Source organism: Saccharomonospora amisosensis (genome assembly GCF_011761185.1).
In the GTDB taxonomy this organism is placed as follows: domain Bacteria; phylum Actinomycetota; class Actinomycetes; order Mycobacteriales; family Pseudonocardiaceae; genus Saccharomonospora_A; species Saccharomonospora_A amisosensis.
In genome coordinates this window covers 264,035-281,878 of record NZ_JAAOYM010000002.1, presented here as the reverse complement: position 1 = coordinate 281,878, position 17,844 = coordinate 264,035, and the positions used below count along the sequence as shown (strand labels likewise).

Sequence of the window (17,844 nt, the reverse complement as noted above, 5' to 3'; positions counted from 1 at the left end):
CGTCCGGTTTTGCCCGTAAGCTACCCGGGAAATCACCACCTCGATCGGGTGGGGCAACGGTTACCACTTCTTAGTGATCAGCGTCCTTCGGCGGGCACCAGCGTGAAATGGCCGACACCACGTGCGGCCGAGTACACCTGCCAGGTGTTGCGGCCACCGCCGGGACCTCGCTCGTACAGCAACCGGTAGTCCAGCGGGCGCGGCTCGCGCGAGTAGTCGAACCACAGGTAGTTCAGCCGCAGCAGAGCTGAAGTGACCGGACCCGCTTCGTCGATCCTTTCCTTGACCATGTCGGTGACGTAACCGCGGTCGGAGAACGGATCCACGATCGAGCACTCGCAGTAGTAGGCCAGCGTGCCGATCTCCCCTGGTGAACGCACCGTCGCCTCACCGACACGGTCCTTCAGTTCGCGGCCGACGCGGGCATAGTCCTGCGCGCTCGCCCAGTTGCCGAAGATGACGGGCGAGCGCCACGGCACACCCTGCTTGACGTCGACCGCCACAGCCCCGAACAGCAGCAGGGCGACGGCCCCGAGCGCGGTCAGCGGGCCGCGTGAGAGCAACACCTCGCGGTCCCTGGAGCGAGCCAGCCACACTCCCAGTGCCGCGACCGCGAACATGCCGAGCGAAGTGATCGGGGTGGCGTAGTACCAGTGGTAGGGGCCGACGTCCAGCAGCGAGTACGCGATGTAGTGCGCGATGCCGCCTGCGCCGAGCCCGGCCAGCGCACCGACGGGCGGGAACCGTTCCCATCGCGCCGAGAACCGCACGGCGACGAGGGCGAACCAGGCGAGCACCCCGACGAGCGCGGGCCCGAACGACAGCAGCACGACGACGCTGCGGCTGAGGTAGTACATGGCGGGGCCGCTGAAGAAGCTCCACCGGCCGAACAGGTCCGCCTGCGCCTGCTTGATGACGAGCGTGTCCGGCAGCGCCGAACCGAACGCGAACCAACTGAACAGGTACCAGGCAGCCGCGACAGCGATCGCGACCAGCGCCGGGCGGAGCAGCCCGCGCCTGATCGCGGGGGTGCTCAACGCGATGACAACCACGAAAACAATGAGGTCTGGCCTGGTCAGCAACGCCAGGCCGGACACAGCGCCGTACAGCAGCGGACGTTCGTCTGTGGCGAACACCGTCAGCAGCACGAGCAAGGTCGGGATCAGCAGCACCTCGAGCCCGATCGCGGACAGCACGAACGGGTTCACCAGCACGAGGACCGCGCCGAGGAACGCGACCGCGGTCGAGAACCGCAGTGCCGCCGCCAGCCTCGCCCATCCCCATCCGAGCACGGCCGCGGAACCGACACTGAGCACACCGAGCGCGAGCACCGGGTGCGGCCCGGTGCCGAACAGCCTCGTCACCGCAGTAAGGGAACCGAGCAGCAACACGTTGAGCGGGGAGGTCGCCGAGTTCGACGGCATCCCGGGGACCAGAGCCCACTCGCCGTGCACGGCGAGGTTCTTGGCGTAGGCCAGGGTGATGTAGGCGTCGTCGGTCAGGCTGTCCTTCACGAGCAGGAACGCGGCCAGCGCCACCGCGGCCGATCCCAGCGGGAGGGCCCAGCTCGGCATGGCCCTTTTCATGCTCCAGACCGCGCCTTCTCTAGGGTCCAACGGTGACCTTTCATCGCTGGGTGATCGCGGGTCTTGGGACGCTGTCAGCACTGACCGCCGTGCTGTTCGTCCTCGCCCCCGTCGAGCAGGACGTCACGACGTACGAGTGGCCCTCGGGACCGGACACTTCGAGCACGGCATTACCTCTGTTCCCCTACGAGCCCGACCGGATGGACGTGGAGTTCGGCTGTGCCGACGTCGTGGCGCTGGGTGAGAACTCGACGGTGTCGACGGTGCTGTCCACCACCACGGACAACCTGGACGTCGACCAGCACACTAGTGCGGGACTCACCCTCAAGGTCAGCCACGACACACTATCCGCGCAGGTCGGCGACCATTCCGTGATGTCGCGGCCGGTCGGCGCGGACTGCGTCGCGTCGGTGCACTCCGACTCCGGTGGCACCACCGTGAACATCGACGGCGTCGTCGCCGGCCACACCCAGGCACGACCGGTGGTGAACAGCCTGCACACCGACCTCGCCTCGGCCGGTTCGCTGCGCGTGACAGTCGTGCCGGACACCCGGTACGAGACGAGCCCGAGCGCGGTGAAGCTCGCCCTCGGCGCGGTGACGGTGGCGGGGTTACTTGCCATGCTGATGCTGCTTAGCCGGTGGGAGGCGGCCAGGGTCAGGCACGTGCGGCTGCTGCCTGTCGGCTGGTGGCGACCTCGGCTCGCCGACGCGGTGGTGGCCCTGGTGCTGGCGGCCTGGGCGGTGATCGGGTCGCCGACCGTGGACGACGGCTACATCATCGCGATGCTGAAGGCCGCCGACGACACCGGCTTCGTCGGCAACTACTTCCGGTGGTTCAACGCACCGGAGGCGCCGTTCAGCTGGTTCTACGAGCTGTACCGACCGTTCGTCGAGGTCAGCGGCGACGCGTGGTGGATGCGGGTGCCGTCGGTACTGCTGGGCCTGGCGCTGTGGCTGCTCATCGATCGGCTGCTGTTGCGCAGGCTGGCGACCGGGCCACGGGCGGCCGCACGCTGGACGGCCTGCGTGGTGTTCCTGGCGTGGTACGTGCAGTTCGGGATCGGCCTGCGCCCGGAACCGTGGGTCATGTTCGGCACGCTGGTCGTGTTCGCCCTCGTCGAAAGGGCCGTCGCGACACTGGCACTCACCCCGCTGGCGGCGGGGGTGCTGGCGGCCGGGGCGACGGTCGCGGTGACCCCGACCGGCCTGGTGGCGCTGGCACCGTTCGTGGCGGCACTGCCCGGTGTGATCCGGCTGGTACGTGCACACTGGCCGGTCTCGTTGCCGGTGTTGCTCGGTTCCGGCGCGGGCGCGCTGCTGCTCATGTTCTTCGACCAGTCGCTTTCCGCCGTGCTGCACTCCACCGAGGTGCGCACCGCCATCGGACCCAGTTTCGGGGTGCTCGATGAGGGCGAGCGCTACCAGGACGTGTTCGATCCGCTACAGGGCGGGCTGAACCGGCGGATGCCGCTGCTGCTGTTGTGGCTTTCAACGGCGGCGCTGGCGGTGCTGTTGCTGACCCGGCGGGTGAGGGGCCTGGCGGCCGCGCCGACCCGCAGGCTGCTGATCGTGGGTGCGCTGTTCTTCCTCGCCCTCGCGTTCACACCCACCAAGTACACCCACCACTTCGGCGCCGTGGGTGGGGTGGCCACCATCCTCGCGGCCGCGCTGGTGCACACGGTCGCCAGCGGCGCGCTGCGCAGGGCGTGGCAGCGCTCGCTGCTGGTCGTGGCCATCGCCGTGACGGCCGCTGTCGCGCTGGCCGTGCCGGTGCGCTGGTGGTACATCGCCAACCTCAACGTCAAGTGGTCCACTGTGCCGCCCGGCTTCCTCGGCATCGATCTCGCCGACGTCGTCCTGGTCGGCGGTGTGTCGCTCGCGCTGGTGGGGCTGGTCGGTGTGGGCCGGTCACTGGTTCGCTCACCCGGCGTGTTCCTGACGCTCGCGGCGGCGGGCACGGTGCTGCTCGAGGTCGGCACCATGGCGTACGCGATGGTGCCCCGCTGGGACACCTACACGATGGGCCGGTCCAACATCGCGGCGCTTGGCGGCGGAAGCTGCGGTGTCGAGGACTGGCTGGACGTGGAGCCCGACCTGGCGGCTGGTCTGCTGCGGCCGGTGAACGCCGGTGAGCGGGCCCGGTTGAGCGGGTTCACCGTCAACGGCGGCTTTCCCGAAGACGTCGCGCCGGTGCGGCCGTACGGCACCGAGGTCGCCCCGGTGTGGGGCAGCGGTGGCGGCGCGGGGTCGGTGACGACGGGCTGGTACAGCCTGCCAGAGCGGGCCGCCTCGGCCGACGCGCCGCCACTGGTCGTGCCGGTGGGCGGGCAGGGACTCGTCTCGGCGAAGGTGCAGTTCGCCGACGCCGACGGCCAGGTGGAAAGGGAACTGAGCCTGCGGCTCGACCGCGAAGGGGAATGGCGTGACGCGCGCTTCGCGCCCGGCCACGCGCGGCTGGTCCGCGTACTCGCCACCGACGAACGTGACGGCGAAGGCTGGATCGCCGTGGGCGCACCACGGCTGCCCGAGGTGGTGCCACTGAGCGATTACATCCCGATCACCGAGCCGGTCGCGGTGGACTGGATCGACGCCTTCCTGCTGCCGTGCAGGCAGCCTGCCGCGCTGGCGGACGGGATCGTCGAGCCGGTGCGGTACCGGTTCGCCTCTGGACCTAGCATCCGCAGGCTCGGCAGCATGTCGTTCGTCGCGGGCGCGGGTGGACCGTACGTGCCGCTGCTCCAGCTCGCCGCGCAGACACCCGTCCCGACCTATCTGCGCGGCGACAAGCTGGTGGAACCGATAAGCGTGTTCCGGCTCGACTATCCGGTGCCGATGCGGGACTCGCTGGTCACAGGTAGTAGGAGAACACCAGAGTGACGACCCAGGAGGCACCGAGCACCTGCAGCACGCGGTCGCGCAGGGCGATCTCCTCCGGCTCGCCCGCGTTGCCCCCGTCGACGTCCACCGCGTAACGCAGGACGGCGATGACGAACGGGACCATGGAGATGACGCTCCAAATGGTGCCGGGTACGCGCTGCTGCTGCTCGAAGGCCCACAGGCTGTAGGACATGATCAGTATCGCGGCGGAGGTCGCCCAGACGAACCGCAGGTAGCTCGCGGAATACTTCTTGAGCGACGACCGGATCTTCGCGCCAGTGCGCTCGAACAGCATGATCTCGGCGTAGCGCTTGCCCGCCACCATGAACAGCGAGCCGAACGCGGTCACCAGCAAGAACCACTGCGAGAGGCTGATACCGGTGGCGACACCACCCGCGATGAGCCGCATGAGGAAGCCCGAGCCAACGATCGCCAGGTCGACGACGGGCTGGTGCTTGAGCCCGAAGCAGTATCCCAGTTGGATGGCCTGGTAGATCAGCAACACGATGAGCAGCCGCCAGTCGGCCAGTAGACTCACCGCGCAGCCCGCGGCGAAGAACGCGACAGCGGACACGTAGGCGACCGGGATGGGCACGATCCCGGCCGCGATGGGCCGGTTGCGCTTCGTCGGGTGCGCGCGATCGGCCTCGACGTCGACGGCGTCGTTGATGAGGTAGACCGAGGACGCCACGAGCGAGAACGCCACGAAGGCGACCGCCGCGTCGCGCAGCACGTCAAGGTTGGTGATCTGGCCCGCCGTGAACGGTGCGGCCAGCACCAGTACGTTCTTCACCCACTGCCGTGGCCGCGCCGTCTTCAACACCCCGAAGACGGTCCCGACCGGACCCTTCTTGCCTGCCAGAGCGCTGTCGCTCACTTCGGCATGCTCGGTGGTCTCACTCATCGTGGTTTCCGCTTCCGTGAGTTCAGCCTGCGGCGCAGGAGGCCGCCGACGGCGCCGCCAAGCGCCGCTCCGACGACCACGTCTGTCGGGTAATGAACGCCGAGGACCAGCCGGGAGGCCAGCATCGGCGGCACGAGCGCGGGCACGAGGTTACGGCCCGTCATTCCGGAGTACAGCACCGCCGCGGCGGTGGTGGAGGTCGCGTGTGAGGACGGGAAGCTCAGCTTGCTCGGCGTACCCACACCCACCTTCACCTCCGGGTGGTCAGGGCGGGGGCGGCGTACCACCCGCTTGACCGCGATGGAGGCGGCGTGGGCGCCGACGACGCCCGCCGCGGCGGTCAGCCAGTCCTTGCGGCGCTTGCTGTCGACGGCCGCGCCGAGCAAGCCCAACGCGAACCACCCCGCGCTGTGCTCGCCGAAGTGGGAAAGCCCGCGAGCCGCCCGAACGGTGGCGGGGCGAGCCATGGCCCGCTGCACACCCGCGAGCACGGCGAGTTCACCGGACAGTTCGGGATGGGCGGGGCGGGCGTCGACGCCCGGCTTCGCCGTAGGGTCCTTCTCAAGCATCGATCGATCCGTCCAGCGGCGCGCCCTCGGTCAGGTGCGGGGCGATCTTGTTGTCGAACATGGACAGTGCCGACCCGATGGCCATGTGCATGTCCAGGTACTTGTAGGTACCGAGCCGCCCGCCGAAGAGCACGTTGCGCTCACGGGCCTCCTTGCGGGCGAGTTCGCGGTAGCTCTCCAGCTTCGCCCTGTCCTCCGCTGTGTTGATCGGGTAGTACGGCTCGTCGTCGTCGGAGGCGAACCGCGAGTACTCACGCACGATCACGGTCTTGTCCTCGGGGTACTCGCGCTCGGGGTGGAAGTGCCGGAATTCGTGAATCCGGGTGTAGGGCACCTCGATGTCGTTGTAGTTCATCACCGAGGTTCCCTGGAAGTCGCCGGTGGGAACGACTTCCTGCTCGAAGTCGAGCGTACGCCAGCCGAGCCTGCCCTCGCGGTAGTCGAAGTAGCGGTCGAGCGGACCGGTGTAGACGGTCGGTGTGCCCTGCGGGATGAGGTCGCGGACGGCGAAGTAGTCCACGTTCAGCCGCACCTCGATGTTCGGGTGCTCGGCCATCCGCTCCAGCCACGCGGTGTAGCCGTCGACGGGAAGGCCTTCGTAGGTGTCGTTGAAGTAGCGGTTGTTGAAGTTGTAGCGGACCGGCAGCCGGGTGATGATCGACGCCGACAGCTCCTTGGGGTCGGTCTGCCACTGCTTCGCGGTGTAGCCCCGCACGAACGCCTCGTACAGCGGGCGACCGATCAGCGAGACGGCCTTCTCCTCAAGGTTCTGCGCGTCCTTGGTGTCGATCTCGCTGGACTGTTCGGCGATCAGCGCGCGCGCCTCGTCCGGGCTGTGGGACTTGCCGAAGAACTGGTTGATGAGGTGCAAGTTCATCGGGAAGGTGTAGACCTGTCCCTGGTACTTGGCGAACACCCGGTGCTGGTAGTTCGTGAAGTCGGTGAACTGGTTCACGTAGTCCCACACTCGCTTGTTGGAAGTGTGGAACAGGTGAGCGCCGTAGCGGTGCACCTCGATCCCGGTCTCGGGCTCCGGTTCGGAGTAGGCGTTGCCGCCGATGTGTTCCCGCCGCTCGAGCACGAGAACGCGCTTGTCGAGCTGACTCGCCGCCCGCTCCGCCACCGTCAGGCCGAAGAAACCCGATCCGACGACGATCAGGTCGAAACCGGCGAATGCGGCTTCGGTAAGGTCTGTGGGATTCGTCTCCGTGCTCACGACCGAAGAGGCTACCGGCGAGCCGTGGCCCTCGTGCGGCGAGGCCATGGTTGGGGGTGATGTTTTCACAAACCCGCCAAACCTCCGCGCCCTACCCCGCCTCACGAGGGCCACGAGGCCCCCAGCACCCCCGGGTGGCCTTCGCGGTAGTCCGTGACCGGATCGACGCGAGCGAGAGGCGAGTGGTTCCCGAAAACCCGATCCTCACCCGTTCGGGCTAGACATCAGCGCGTTCACCGCTCCCGCAGCGTCGGCAACAACTCGTCCGCGACCTGCTCCAGCACCGACTCGTGGCCGCAGTAGGGCGGTTCACTGCGTGGCCAGTGCGCCACGACATCGGTGAACCCCAGCTCGCCGGCCCTGCCTGCCGCCTCGGCGAAGGCGTCGACGCTGGACAACGAGAACACCGGAGCCGAATCCAGGCTCAGGTAGCGATGAACACCGGCGGGATCGCGCCCCGCTTCGGCCAGCCCCGCCTCGAACCGCTCCTTCAGTTCCCGAACGGAGCGCCACCACTCGTCCTGGCTGTCAGCGGGGTTGCCGTTGGTCACCCAACCGTCACCGAACCGGGTGGCCAGTCGCATCCCTCGCGGACCGTTCGCGGCGATCAGGAACGGTGGCCGCGGCCGCTGCACGGGTCCGGGGAGGTTGCGCGCACCGCGCGCGGTGTAGTGCTCACCGGAGTAGTCGAAGCCGTCGGTACGCAACAGGCCGTCCAGCGCCTCGACGAACTCGGCGAACCGGTCGGCCCGCTGCCCGGCCGACAGCCCAGGTTGGCCGAACACCTCGACGTCGTAGCCACCGCCACCCGACCCGACGCCGAGCACGAACCTGCCGTCACTGAGGTCGTCGAGGGTGATGAGCTCGCGGGTGAACGGCACGGGGTGACGGAAGTTCGGGGAGGCCACGAAGGTGCCGAGCCGGATTCTGGAGGTCACCATCGCCGCAGCGGTGAGCGTGGGCAGCGCACTGAACCACGGACCGTCGACCAACGAGCGCCAACCAAGGTGGTCGTAGGTCCAGGCGTGATCGAAACCGTATTCCTCTGCGGCCCGCCACTTGGGTTCGGCGGCCCACCACCTGTCCTCCGGGAGAATCACGATGCCTACACGCACGCCGCCACACGCTATCGGTGGCTGTGAGGAGGTCACCGGACGGGCATGCTCTGTAAAACTGGTTGGTGTGGAGAAACCCCGGCTTATCGCCTCAGACGTCGACGGCACCCTGCTCTCACCGCTGGAGCAGGTGACGAAACGCACCGTGGAAACCGTCGGCAGGGCTGTCGAAGCGGGTTCGCCCGTCGTGTTGGTGAGTGGCCGCCCACCTCGGTGGATTCCGGGCGTGGCCGAGGAGGCCGGGCTGGACGGCTACGCGGTGTGCGCGAACGGAGCCGTGCTGTACGACATCGGGGCCGACCGCGTGGTCGATGTCCACGGACTGCTCGACCCGATGCTGCTGCACGACGTCGCCGAAGCGCTCGACTTCGCCATCCCCGGCTGCAGGCTGGCGGCGGAACGCATCGGCACGAAAGCCGTGGACCCAGATGTGCGCACCTTCGTGATCGAGAGCGAGTACCACAATCCGTGGGGGGACGGCGAGGGGTCCGTCACCTCGAGGGCGGAGGTGCTGGGGTTCCCTGCCGTGAAACTATTGGTCAGCCACAAGAAGATGACTTCGGATGAGATGGCGATGGCCGCGCGCACGGTGCTCGACGGCACCGTGGACATCACCTTCTCCTCCGGTGGCGGGCTGATCGAACTCGCCGCGCACGGCGTCACCAAGGCCACCGGGCTGGCGGCTGTGGCGCGGCGCATGGACGTGGCGGCAGAACACACCATCGCCTTCGGTGACATGCCCAACGACGTGGCGATGCTGCGCTGGTCGGGGCACGGCGTGGCGATGGCCAACGGGCATCCCCTTGTGCTCGACGTCGCGGACGAGGTCACCGGCCCCAACTCCGAGGACGGTGTCGCCCAGGTGCTGGAACGCTGGTTCTGACCTCAGGCGCACGGCACGTAGCGGTACGCGTGGTCAGCTTCGAGCAGCTCGAGGACGCTTCGCTTGGCGTCGCGCCGTACGTACAGCGAGACCCACTGCTCGGTATCGGCACGCCGGAAGCTCGCCACCTCGTACAGCCCGGCGAAGGCCGGGTTGAGGCCGCAGTGCTGCTCACCGGTGTATCCGGTGTCGGTGTCCACCGCGACCAGCGGCATCCTGCTGACCGGGTAGTTGTCGTCGCGCGCAGGGTAGGCCGCCGCACCCGCCGACGGCCGCTGGGCTCGCGTGTCGAGGTGTCCGTCCGTTCGCCCGCTCGCGGCCACGACAACCAGCGCGGGCCCCGCCCGGTATGCCAGCGCGCCGGGCCTGTAGGCACTCACAACGCTGCCCGATGGCAGGTTCTCGCCCAGCCAGCCGCCGATCTGCTCCAGCTGGCCTGTCGCCGTTCGCCACTCGTGCATGGCCGGCAGCATGCGCGGGTGCCCGGTGGTGACCACCAGCGACAGCCCACACACCGCGGCGGCGGCAACTGGCACCGTTCTGCGGCGCGCGAGCGCGACGGCCCGTGGCTTCGGGGAAGGAACGGAAGGCGCACCTATGCCGATTCCGTACGCCGCCGTCACGGCCACCGCCAGCAGTGGCGGTACGGCGGCCAGCAGCCGCCAGGCAGGCATCGGATCGCCACCCGCGTAGACCACGAACATCGACTGCACCACCGCGAGCAGCAGTGGTAGCCACACCACGGCCCTGGCGCGGACCGAGGCCGGGTCTTTCGCCCTGCGTCGGGTGAGCAACATCGCGACGGCCGCCGCCGAAAGCAGTAGGAACGCCTGGTACGCCAGCGCGAAGCCCGCCAGGTAGTCCCATCCCGCACCCAGCCGTTCGGCTGGCGAGAGCGCGCTGCCCGCAGGGTGGTCGTAGAAGGTCAGGCGCCACGCTGTCCACGGCACCAGCAACACGAGCGCACCCAACGCATAGGCCGAGGGCGCCCATGCCGTGGTGTGCCCGCGCGCGGCGCGCACCGCCAGCCACAGGCCCACCACCACGGCGACGACCAGCCCGTCAGGCCTCGTCATCGCGGCGAGCGCCGCGAGTACTCCGGCCACCACCGGCCGTTGCGCGGCAACCGCGTAGCACACACTGAGCACGAGCAGCACGAACAGTGACGTTTCCAGTCCCGAAGGGCCGTAGGCGGCCAGCGAACTGGCGCCCGCTGTCAACACCGCGGCCACTACACCCAGTCCGCGCATACCGGCGCCGCCACGCTGCGCGTCCGCGACGACGCGGTTGACCAGGAAGTACGAAAGGAGCACGGCGCTGAGTGTGCACAGCACGCCGAGCACGACCGCGCCGGTGACGACACTGCCACCAAACATGGCCCGCGGCAGGGTGATCAGCACCAGCCACAGGAAGTTGGAGTAGCCCTCGACGCGCTCACCCGGGTTGAACACCGGCCCGTAGCCGTCAGCGATGTTGCGCGCGTAGCGGAAGGTGACGAACGCGTCTTCCGCGATCGTCGAGTAGAGCAGCTGGTGCGCGAGTGAGAACGCCAGGGTGAGTGCCATGGTGGTGGCCCGCCAGCCTGCCTCGGCGTTGAGGCGGGGCCACGCCACCACCAGAACGGCGGCGAGCGCCAACCACGCTCCGATCGTGACAGTCACCACTGCCCACCCCGCCCTTCGCACGGAGGCCACCGCCGCTGCGGGGCAAACTACCTGGTCAAACCTGGCCCGCGAGGAGAAGGGTCGGCCTAGGACTCTTCCCGCACCAGCCGTTCGAGCTGCCGGTAGTCCACCTTTCCGCTCGCCAGCAGTGGCACGGTGTCGACACCGCGCACGTCGAACCCGCTGACGTGCAGGTGGAGGCGGTCGGCGAGGTCGGAAGAGACGGCCCGGCACGTCTCCTTGCCCGCGCCCTGCGCGAACAGCACCACCTTGTCGTCGGCGGGAACGGCAGCCACCACCTCGATGCCGGTGTGGCCCGCGCGCACGGCCTGCTCGAGGTCGTCGAGGCTCACCCGGTTACCGAACACCGAGCCGATGCGCTTGAGCCGTCCGGTGATGAACAGGTACTGCTCCTCGTCGAGGTAGCCGAGGTCGCCGGTATCGAGCACGCCGCCCATGTCGTCGCCGTGTGCGAGTTCGGCCTCGCTTTCGGCGTAGCCCATCATCACGTTCGGTCCCCGGTACACCACCTCACCGACGATCTTGGGGTGGGTGGTTTCCTCGCCGTCACCCCTGCGAATCGAGAACGCTCCACCGGGTAGGGCGACCCCGGCGGAGCCCAGCTTCTCGCCCAGTCGTTCGGCGGGCACGGTGGCCATCCTCGGCGCGGCCTCTGTCTGCCCGTACATCACGAACATCCGTCCACCCGCGCTGCTCATCACCTCGTGGAAGTGCGCGACCAACTCGGTGCGCAGCTTGCCGCCCGCCTGGGTCAGCGTGTGCAGTCTCGGGTAACGGGTGGGATCGAAGTCGATCCGGTGCAGCACCTCGTAGTGCTGCGGCACCCCGGCCAGCGAGGTGGCGCCGTGTGCGGTGACGGTGTCGAAGAAGCCTTTGCTGAGCGGTCCGCCGCGCTCGACCACCACGGTCGCGCCCGCCACGAGATGGGAGTTCAGCACCGACAACCCATAGCTGTAGTGCAACGGCAGCGTCGTGGGTGCCACGTCCGCTGGCCCGATGTCGAGCACCTCGGCGATGGCACGTGCGTTCGACAGCACGGCCTGCCGTGACAGCCGCACCAGTTTCGGCGCGCCGGTCGACCCACTCGTCGGCAGCAGCACGGCCAGCTCCGGGTGCGGCAGGACACATTCGGCATGCTGTCTCACCCAGTGCCCGTCCCGAACGGCGAATCCGGGTGGTGGTGCGATCGGCGGCGGTGTCAACACCGCGGCGGGTCGGAACCGCTCCACAAGGCTTCGCAGGGACTGGGTGTCGAGCGCGGGGTCGATGAGTGCGATCGCCCTGCCCGCCGCGAAGGCGCCCAGGTAGTGCAGCACTCCGTCCAGTTCGACGTCGGCGCGGGCGAACAGCACACCCTCGGGCAGGGCGCACAGCCGCTCACCGACCCTGCGTACCTCGGCGAGCAGCCCGGCCCCGGTCAGCGTCCGACCGCTCTCGGCGTCGATTACCCGCGCGCTGTCGGCGAGCAGCCCTTGCATGGCTGCGGCCCCCCGTCGGCCCACATGGTCCGTCACGGGCGACGCCTCCTCGCTGACCAGGCCGAGGGCGGCTGTTCTCCTTGGTCCGGCCCGACCCGACCGAGTCCTGTGCTCGATGTGACGCGATGATCGGGCGCTCACTGTACCGGACCCGCACGGCCGTACCTCGCCAGGAAGATCGGCCCGGACCTAGGCTGTCAGGGGTGCGAGGGCGTTCGGTGTTGGTCATCGGAGGCGGGATCATCGGCCTCGCCGTGGCCAGGGAGCTTGCCTTGCGAGGCGCGCGGGTCACCGTGCTGGAGAAGGAACACCGGTGGGGCGCACACCAGACCGGCCACAACTCCGGCGTGGTGCACGCCGGCCTGTACTACCGGCCGGGTTCACTGAAGGCCAGGATGTCGGTCGCGGGCAACCGCTCGATCGTCGCGTTCGCACGCGAGCACGGGGTGCCGGTGCGCGTTTGCGGCAAGCTGGTGGTGGCTACCTCGCGCGCCGAGCTTCCCGCACTCGCCAAGCTGGCACAGCGCGCGGAAGCCAACGGCGTGCCCGTGCGGATGATCTCGCCCGCCGAGGCACGCGAGTACGAACCGCACCTGTCGTGTGTGCGGGCGCTGCGGGTGGAATCGACGGCGATCATCGACTTTCCCGGTGTCTGCGAGGCACTCGTGGGGCTGCTCACCGACGCGGGCGCCGAGTTGCGGTTGGGTACCGCCGCACTCGCCATCCGGTCAAGGGCCACAGGCGGGGTCGAGGTGGCCACCGGCGGCGAGGTGCTGGCCGCCGACGTGTTGGTGAACTGCGCGGGACTGCACTCGGACCGGGTGGCGCGCATGGCGGGCGTGCGTCCAAGCGCCCGCATCGTGCCGTTTCGGGGCGAGTACTACGAACTGCGGCCGGGGCGCTGTGACCTTGTTCGCGGCCTGATCTATCCGGTACCCGATCCGGCGCTGCCGTTCCTCGGGGTGCATCTCACCCGCATGCTGGACGGCAGCGTGCACGCGGGGCCGAACGCGGTGCTCGCGCTGCGCAGGGAAGGCTACCGCTGGTCGGATGTGTCTGTCGGTGACGTCGCCGACATCGTCGGCTTTCCCGGGACCTGGCGACTCGCCCGCAGGTACGCCCTCGGAGCCGGGCTGGCGGAGGTACGCAGGTCGCTGTCGAGGCGGCTGTTCGCCCGCAGTATCGCCCGGCTGGTGCCCGCCGTGGGAACACAGGACATCGTGCGGCACAGCTCAGGCGTGCGGGCGCAGGCGTTGCGCCAGGACGGTTCGCTGGTGGACGACTTCCTGATCGAGCGTGCACCCGGCCAGGTCCACGTGCTAAATGCGCCTTCCCCCGCGGCGACGAGCGCACTCGAGATCGGCGGTTACGTCGCCGACCAGGTCGACTCCGTGAGCTGACTAGGCGGGAGGCAGCGCGGCGGAGACGATCGGAATCGCCGCCATGACCGTGTCGCACACCTTCGCCCGCTCGTCGTGGCCGCCGAAGATCGTGGCGGAGGAGTGCTCGGTGACATCGAGTTCGGCCACGCACGCGGTCTTGATGCCGGACGGCTGCGGGTAGAGCCGCCACTTCCAACCGGAAGCCTCGATGATCTCCGCCGGCTCGTCCGTACTGTCGAGCGTGCCCTGACTCGGGTAGAGGGTGATGATGAGCGAACTGGCGCCGGGGTCGACGGCGGGGTCCCACGAGCAGTCGACCGATTCCTCGTCGCCGCCGTCGCTGGGCTCGCCGTTCGGCTTCAGTCCCAACCGCTCGGTCTGCTCGGGGGTGAGCAGGGTGCAGGGGTCGAGGTCGACGAGCGGACTCGGTGGCCGGGTCGCCTCCGGAGCGGGGTCACCTCCAGGCAGCCGTGCGGCGACGTAGGGTGCGGCCGCCTTGGCCACCTCGCACGCCTGCTCCGCCGTCGTGAAGTCGCTGCTCACCACGGTCACGAACGAGGTTTCCGACAGTTCGGTGGCCAACAGGCAAACCGACTCGCCGCCGACCGGGTCGAGGTAACGCGACCAGTTGAGACCTCCCATCTCGACGGTTTCCTCCGGCTGCACGCCGTCCACGTAGTCGACCAGCGGAAGGTCGGTGGCCAGCCCGATGGTCAGTGAGTCGACGTCAGGATCGACCGGCATCCAGGTGCACGACGGTGGACTGAGCTGCGACGGCTCACCGGGGGTGAACTCGCCCTCTTTCGCCAACCCGAGGTATTCGGCTTCCGCTGGGGATAGCAGCGCGCACGGCTCGCCGGACTCCACGCCCGAGGTGCTCGGCGGCGGGGCGGCGACGGTACCCGCAGAACCGGTGACGGTGCTGGTACATGACGCGAGCAACAGGACAGTGCCCAACACAGTGCCCATCACCGTGCCTGACACCGTGCCTGACGTAACGGCAGCGTTCGCGCGCACGAGACCCCCCGGTGTCGGTCGGTCGTGTTGCCGACAGATGAACGGCCGTCAGCCTATCCGGCGACGCAGGGTCACCGGGGTTACGTTCGGTTTCGCGGCCGTGAAGAACCTGCCGGAGAGGCTGCTGCCGTGCCGCGCCGAACCTAGCGTTGACCTGGTGTTCCCCGAGATCGAACGGTTCGGCGGTCCCGAGCAGGTCGGCATCGGGCTGGTTGCCCCCTTCGACTTCGCGTTGGGCCGCGAGCTGTGGCGGTGGCTCGACGAGCGTGCGTGCCTGCACTCGACTCGGCTGCCGTACCTTCCGGAGCCGGTGACGGTCCCGCTGGCAACCGCGCTCGCCGACCCGCACGGGGTACGCAGGGCGACGAGGGACGTACTCTCTCCTGAGCCGCGCGTCGTGGCCTACGCCTGCACGTCCGGCAGCTTCGCCGAAGGCGCGGCCGGAGAGGCCGCCGTGGTGGCGGCGATGCTGGAGGTGGGCGCACCCGCTGCCGTGACCACCTCGGGTGCATTGGTAAGCGCGCTGGCCGAACTCGGCGTGGGCCGGGTCGCGATCGTCAGCCCTTACGTGGCTGAGGTGACCGAGCGACTGGTCGGCTTTCTCATCGAGTTCGGTGTGGTTACGACGGCGAGCATGGGGCTTGGCATGCTGGGCGGCATCTGGAAGCTGTCCTATTCCGACGTGCTGCGCGCGGTGGCGGGTGTGGGCACCACCGGTGCCGACGCGCCGTTCATCGCCTGCGCCAACGTGCCGACCTACGACCTCATCGCGCCGCTGGAGCGGCTGCTGTCGATACCCGTGCTCACGGCCAACCAGGTAACCATGTGGGCGGCACTGCGTGCCGCGGGCATCGGCCCGATCGACGCGCCCGGCCTGCTATTCGCCGACCGGGGCAAGAACCTCGCGACCGCCTAGGAACGGGCGCATCGCTTCAGGCACCCGCACCGAGCCGTCCGGCTGCTGGTGGTTCTCCAGGATCGCCACGAGCCAACGGGTCGTGGCGAGTGTGCCGTTCAGTGTCGCGGCGATCCGCGGCCGCCCGTCGGCGTCGCGGTAGCGAACCGACAACCTGCGCGCCTGGTAGGTGGTGCAGTTGGAGGTGGAGGTCAGCTCGCGGTAGGTCTGCTGGCTCGGCACCCAGGCCTCACAGTCGTACTTGCGAGCCGCGCTGGAGCCGAGGTCGCCAGCGGCCGTGTCGATCACCCGATACGGCACCTCGATCTTGGCGAGCATCTCCTCCTCCCAGCCGAGCAGCCGCTCGTGTTCGGCCTCTGCCTCCTCCGGCCTGCAGAAGACGAACATCTCGACCTTGTCGAACTGGTGCACGCGGATGATGCCCCTGGTGTCCTTGCCGTAGGAGCCCGCCTCGCGCCGGAAGCACGACGACCACCCGGCGTACCGCAGCGGCCCTGTTGAAAGATCCAGGATCTCGTCGGCGTGGTACCCGGCGAGCGGAACCTCCGAGGTTCCCACCAGGTAGAGGTCCTCATCCGGCAACTGGTACACCTCTGAGGCGTGCGCGCCGAGGAAGCCGGTGCCCGACATGACCTCCGGGCGCACCAGCACGGGCGGGATCATCAACTGGAAGCCGTTGGCCGTTGCCTGCGCCGCCGCCATGTTCAGCAGCGCGAGCTGCAACTGCGCGCCGATGCCGGTAAGGAAGTAGAACCTGGCGCCGGAGACCTTGGCGCCGCGTTCCATGTCGACGGCCCGCAGCCCCTCGCCCAGCTCGAGGTGATCGCGGGGGGTGAAGTCGAACTCCGGTGGTGTGCCGACGTGCTTGAGCACCACGTAGTCGTCCTCGCCACCTGCGGGCACCTCGGGGTGCACCAGGTTGGGAAGCCGCTGGTACAGCTCGTCGAACTCCGCGCTCGCCCTTGCCTGCTCGCTCTCGGCGGCCTTGACCCGTGCGGCCAGCTCCTTTCCTTGCGCGAGCAGCGTTTCACGCTCGTCGCCGGACGCCTTGCCGATCTTCTTGCCGAGTTGCTTCTGCTCGGCGCGCAGCGTGTCGGCGCTGGCGATGGCGGACCTGCGGGTGGTGTCGAGGGACAGCAGCCTGTCCACCACGCCCTCGTCCTCACCTCGGGCGCGCTGGGAGGCGCGCACGACGTCCGGGTCCTCGCGCAAGGTCCTGAGGTCGATCACACCAACCGAGGGTAGTCGGCACCGGTTTCCGGCTGTCGGCGTGGTACCGCCGCTGCTGTCTCAGTGCAGCTCGCGCACGAAGTCGACCACGATCTCTGCCAACCGCTCGCCTGCGTCCTCCTGCAGGAAGTGCCCCGCACCGGTGATCGTGGGATGCTGCCTACCCGCGGCGCCCGCCATCCGGCTGCGCAGGATGGGTGCCATTCCGCCGGTGATCGGGTCACGGTCGGAGAAGGCACACAACAATGGCAGCTCGAGGATCGACAGTGTCCGCCATGCCCTGCGGTTGGCCTCCGTGGCCGGATCATCCGGAGTGGTCGGTACCAGACCCGGCACCGCCCTGGGCCCAGCCTTGTACGTCTCGTTGGGAAACGGGGCGTCGTAGGCTTCCCGTTCCGGCTCGGACAGTTCGCGTACGCAGCCGGACTGTACGAAGCGCGCCACGTCCAGCACGGGAGCGTCCTGCACCGCGTCGTGGAAGTCCCACCACACGGCTGGCATGTCGTGGTCGCCGGTCGGCAGCCCGGTATTGGCGGCCACCACGCCCGCGAACCGGTCCGGGTGCTCGGCGACAAGTCGCAGCCCGATCAACCCACCCCAGTCCTGCCCCACCAGGGTGAGCCCTCGCAGATCGAGCGCGTCGAACGCGAAGGCCCGCATCCACTCGACGTGCCTGGCGTAGGTGTGGTCGGTCACCTCGGCGGGCTTGTCGGAACGGCCGAACCCGACCAGGTCGGGGGCGATCGCCCGCAGCCCGGCTTCGGCCAGCACCGGCAACAACTTGCGGTACAGAAAGGACCAACTCGGCTCGCCGTGCAGCAACAGCACCGTCGGCCCGTCCGGCGGACCGGCTTCCACATACCCGATCCGGACGATCCCGTGCACGGGATGGTCCACGTCCGCGTAGAGGGCTGGGTAGTCGAAGTCTGGGAGGTCGGCGAATCGGTCTTCTGGTGTCCGCAGTAGCCGCACGGCGACCACCGT

Annotated in this window: 14 protein-coding genes; 4 read left to right on the top strand and 10 right to left on the bottom strand. The window is 68.9% G+C overall.

Annotated elements, in window-relative coordinates; all coding sequences use genetic code 11:
• Window positions 1-77 precede the first annotated feature (77 nt).
• Window positions 78-1,574, bottom strand: coding sequence for a hypothetical protein (locus FHU38_RS24475; RefSeq protein ID WP_243852759.1), 1,497 nt, complete (start codon window positions 1,572-1,574; stop codon window positions 78-80).
• A gap of 44 nt (window positions 1,575-1,618) precedes the next feature.
• On the opposite strand from FHU38_RS24475, the gene FHU38_RS24470 reads away from it, so the two are divergent.
• Window positions 1,619-4,465: an arabinosyltransferase domain-containing protein gene (locus FHU38_RS24470; protein WP_167176825.1), complete on the top strand. Its 2,847-nt coding sequence runs from the start codon at window positions 1,619-1,621 to the stop codon at window positions 4,463-4,465.
• On the opposite strand, the gene FHU38_RS24465 is transcribed toward FHU38_RS24470, so the two are convergent.
• From FHU38_RS24465 to FHU38_RS24450, 4 genes are all read right to left on the bottom strand, one after another.
• Entirely contained in the window at window positions 4,437-5,369 is a 933-nt protein-coding gene (locus tag FHU38_RS24465) for a decaprenyl-phosphate phosphoribosyltransferase (RefSeq protein WP_167176823.1), read from the bottom strand. The genes FHU38_RS24470 and FHU38_RS24465 overlap by 29 nt on opposite strands.
• Window positions 5,366-5,938, bottom strand: coding sequence for a phosphatase PAP2 family protein (locus FHU38_RS24460; RefSeq protein ID WP_167176821.1), 573 nt, complete (start codon window positions 5,936-5,938; stop codon window positions 5,366-5,368). The genes FHU38_RS24465 and FHU38_RS24460 overlap by 4 nt, the downstream gene beginning before the upstream one ends.
• Complete coding sequence (gene glf / locus FHU38_RS24455) at window positions 5,931-7,154, bottom strand: UDP-galactopyranose mutase (RefSeq protein WP_313886900.1); 1,224 nt, start codon at window positions 7,152-7,154, stop codon at window positions 5,931-5,933. The genes FHU38_RS24460 and glf overlap by 8 nt, the downstream gene beginning before the upstream one ends.
• 233 nt (window positions 7,155-7,387) lie before the next feature.
• Window positions 7,388-8,269 (bottom strand): LLM class flavin-dependent oxidoreductase, encoded by an 882-nt coding sequence (locus FHU38_RS24450; RefSeq protein ID WP_167176817.1) that lies wholly within the window; start codon window positions 8,267-8,269, stop codon window positions 7,388-7,390.
• Window positions 8,270-8,336: 67 nt separating this feature from the next.
• On the opposite strand from FHU38_RS24450, the gene FHU38_RS24445 reads away from it, so the two are divergent.
• Window positions 8,337-9,152 (top strand): HAD family hydrolase, encoded by an 816-nt coding sequence (locus FHU38_RS24445; RefSeq protein WP_167176815.1) that lies wholly within the window; start codon window positions 8,337-8,339, stop codon window positions 9,150-9,152.
• A gap of 2 nt (window positions 9,153-9,154) precedes the next feature.
• Here FHU38_RS24445 and FHU38_RS24440 read toward each other — a convergent pair whose 3' ends face one another.
• Window positions 9,155-10,813: a hypothetical protein gene (locus FHU38_RS24440; RefSeq protein WP_313886899.1), complete on the bottom strand. Its 1,659-nt coding sequence runs from the start codon at window positions 10,811-10,813 to the stop codon at window positions 9,155-9,157.
• A gap of 89 nt (window positions 10,814-10,902) precedes the next feature.
• On the bottom strand, window positions 10,903-12,315 hold the full coding sequence (locus FHU38_RS24435; RefSeq protein WP_167177222.1) for an AMP-binding protein: 1,413 nt from the start codon (window positions 12,313-12,315) through the stop codon (window positions 10,903-10,905).
• Between the two features lie 203 nt (window positions 12,316-12,518).
• Here FHU38_RS24435 and lhgO point away from each other — a divergent pair, with 203 nt between their 5' ends.
• Window positions 12,519-13,715, top strand: coding sequence for an L-2-hydroxyglutarate oxidase (gene lhgO / locus FHU38_RS24430; protein ID WP_167176811.1), 1,197 nt, complete (start codon window positions 12,519-12,521; stop codon window positions 13,713-13,715).
• Here the strand turns inward: lhgO and FHU38_RS24425 are convergent, their stop codons facing one another.
• The gene (locus FHU38_RS24425) at window positions 13,716-14,666 is read right to left on the bottom strand and encodes a DUF3558 family protein (protein ID WP_167176810.1); all 951 of its coding nucleotides are present in this window, start codon (window positions 14,664-14,666) and stop codon (window positions 13,716-13,718) included. It lies immediately after the preceding gene.
• An 85-nt stretch (window positions 14,667-14,751) separates the two neighbouring features.
• Here FHU38_RS24425 and FHU38_RS24420 point away from each other — a divergent pair, with 85 nt between their 5' ends.
• Window positions 14,752-15,630: a maleate cis-trans isomerase family protein gene (locus FHU38_RS24420; RefSeq protein ID WP_167176808.1), complete on the top strand. Its 879-nt coding sequence runs from the start codon at window positions 14,752-14,754 to the stop codon at window positions 15,628-15,630.
• Here FHU38_RS24420 and serS read toward each other — a convergent pair.
• On the bottom strand, window positions 15,592-16,860 hold the full coding sequence (serS, locus tag FHU38_RS24415) for a serine--tRNA ligase (RefSeq protein WP_167176806.1): 1,269 nt from the start codon (window positions 16,858-16,860) through the stop codon (window positions 15,592-15,594). The genes FHU38_RS24420 and serS overlap by 39 nt on opposite strands.
• A 60-nt stretch (window positions 16,861-16,920) precedes the next feature.
• A complete protein-coding gene (locus FHU38_RS24410; RefSeq protein WP_167176804.1) occupies window positions 16,921-17,832 on the bottom strand; it encodes a haloalkane dehalogenase in 912 nt (303 codons plus the stop codon).
• Window positions 17,833-17,844 lie beyond the last annotated feature (12 nt).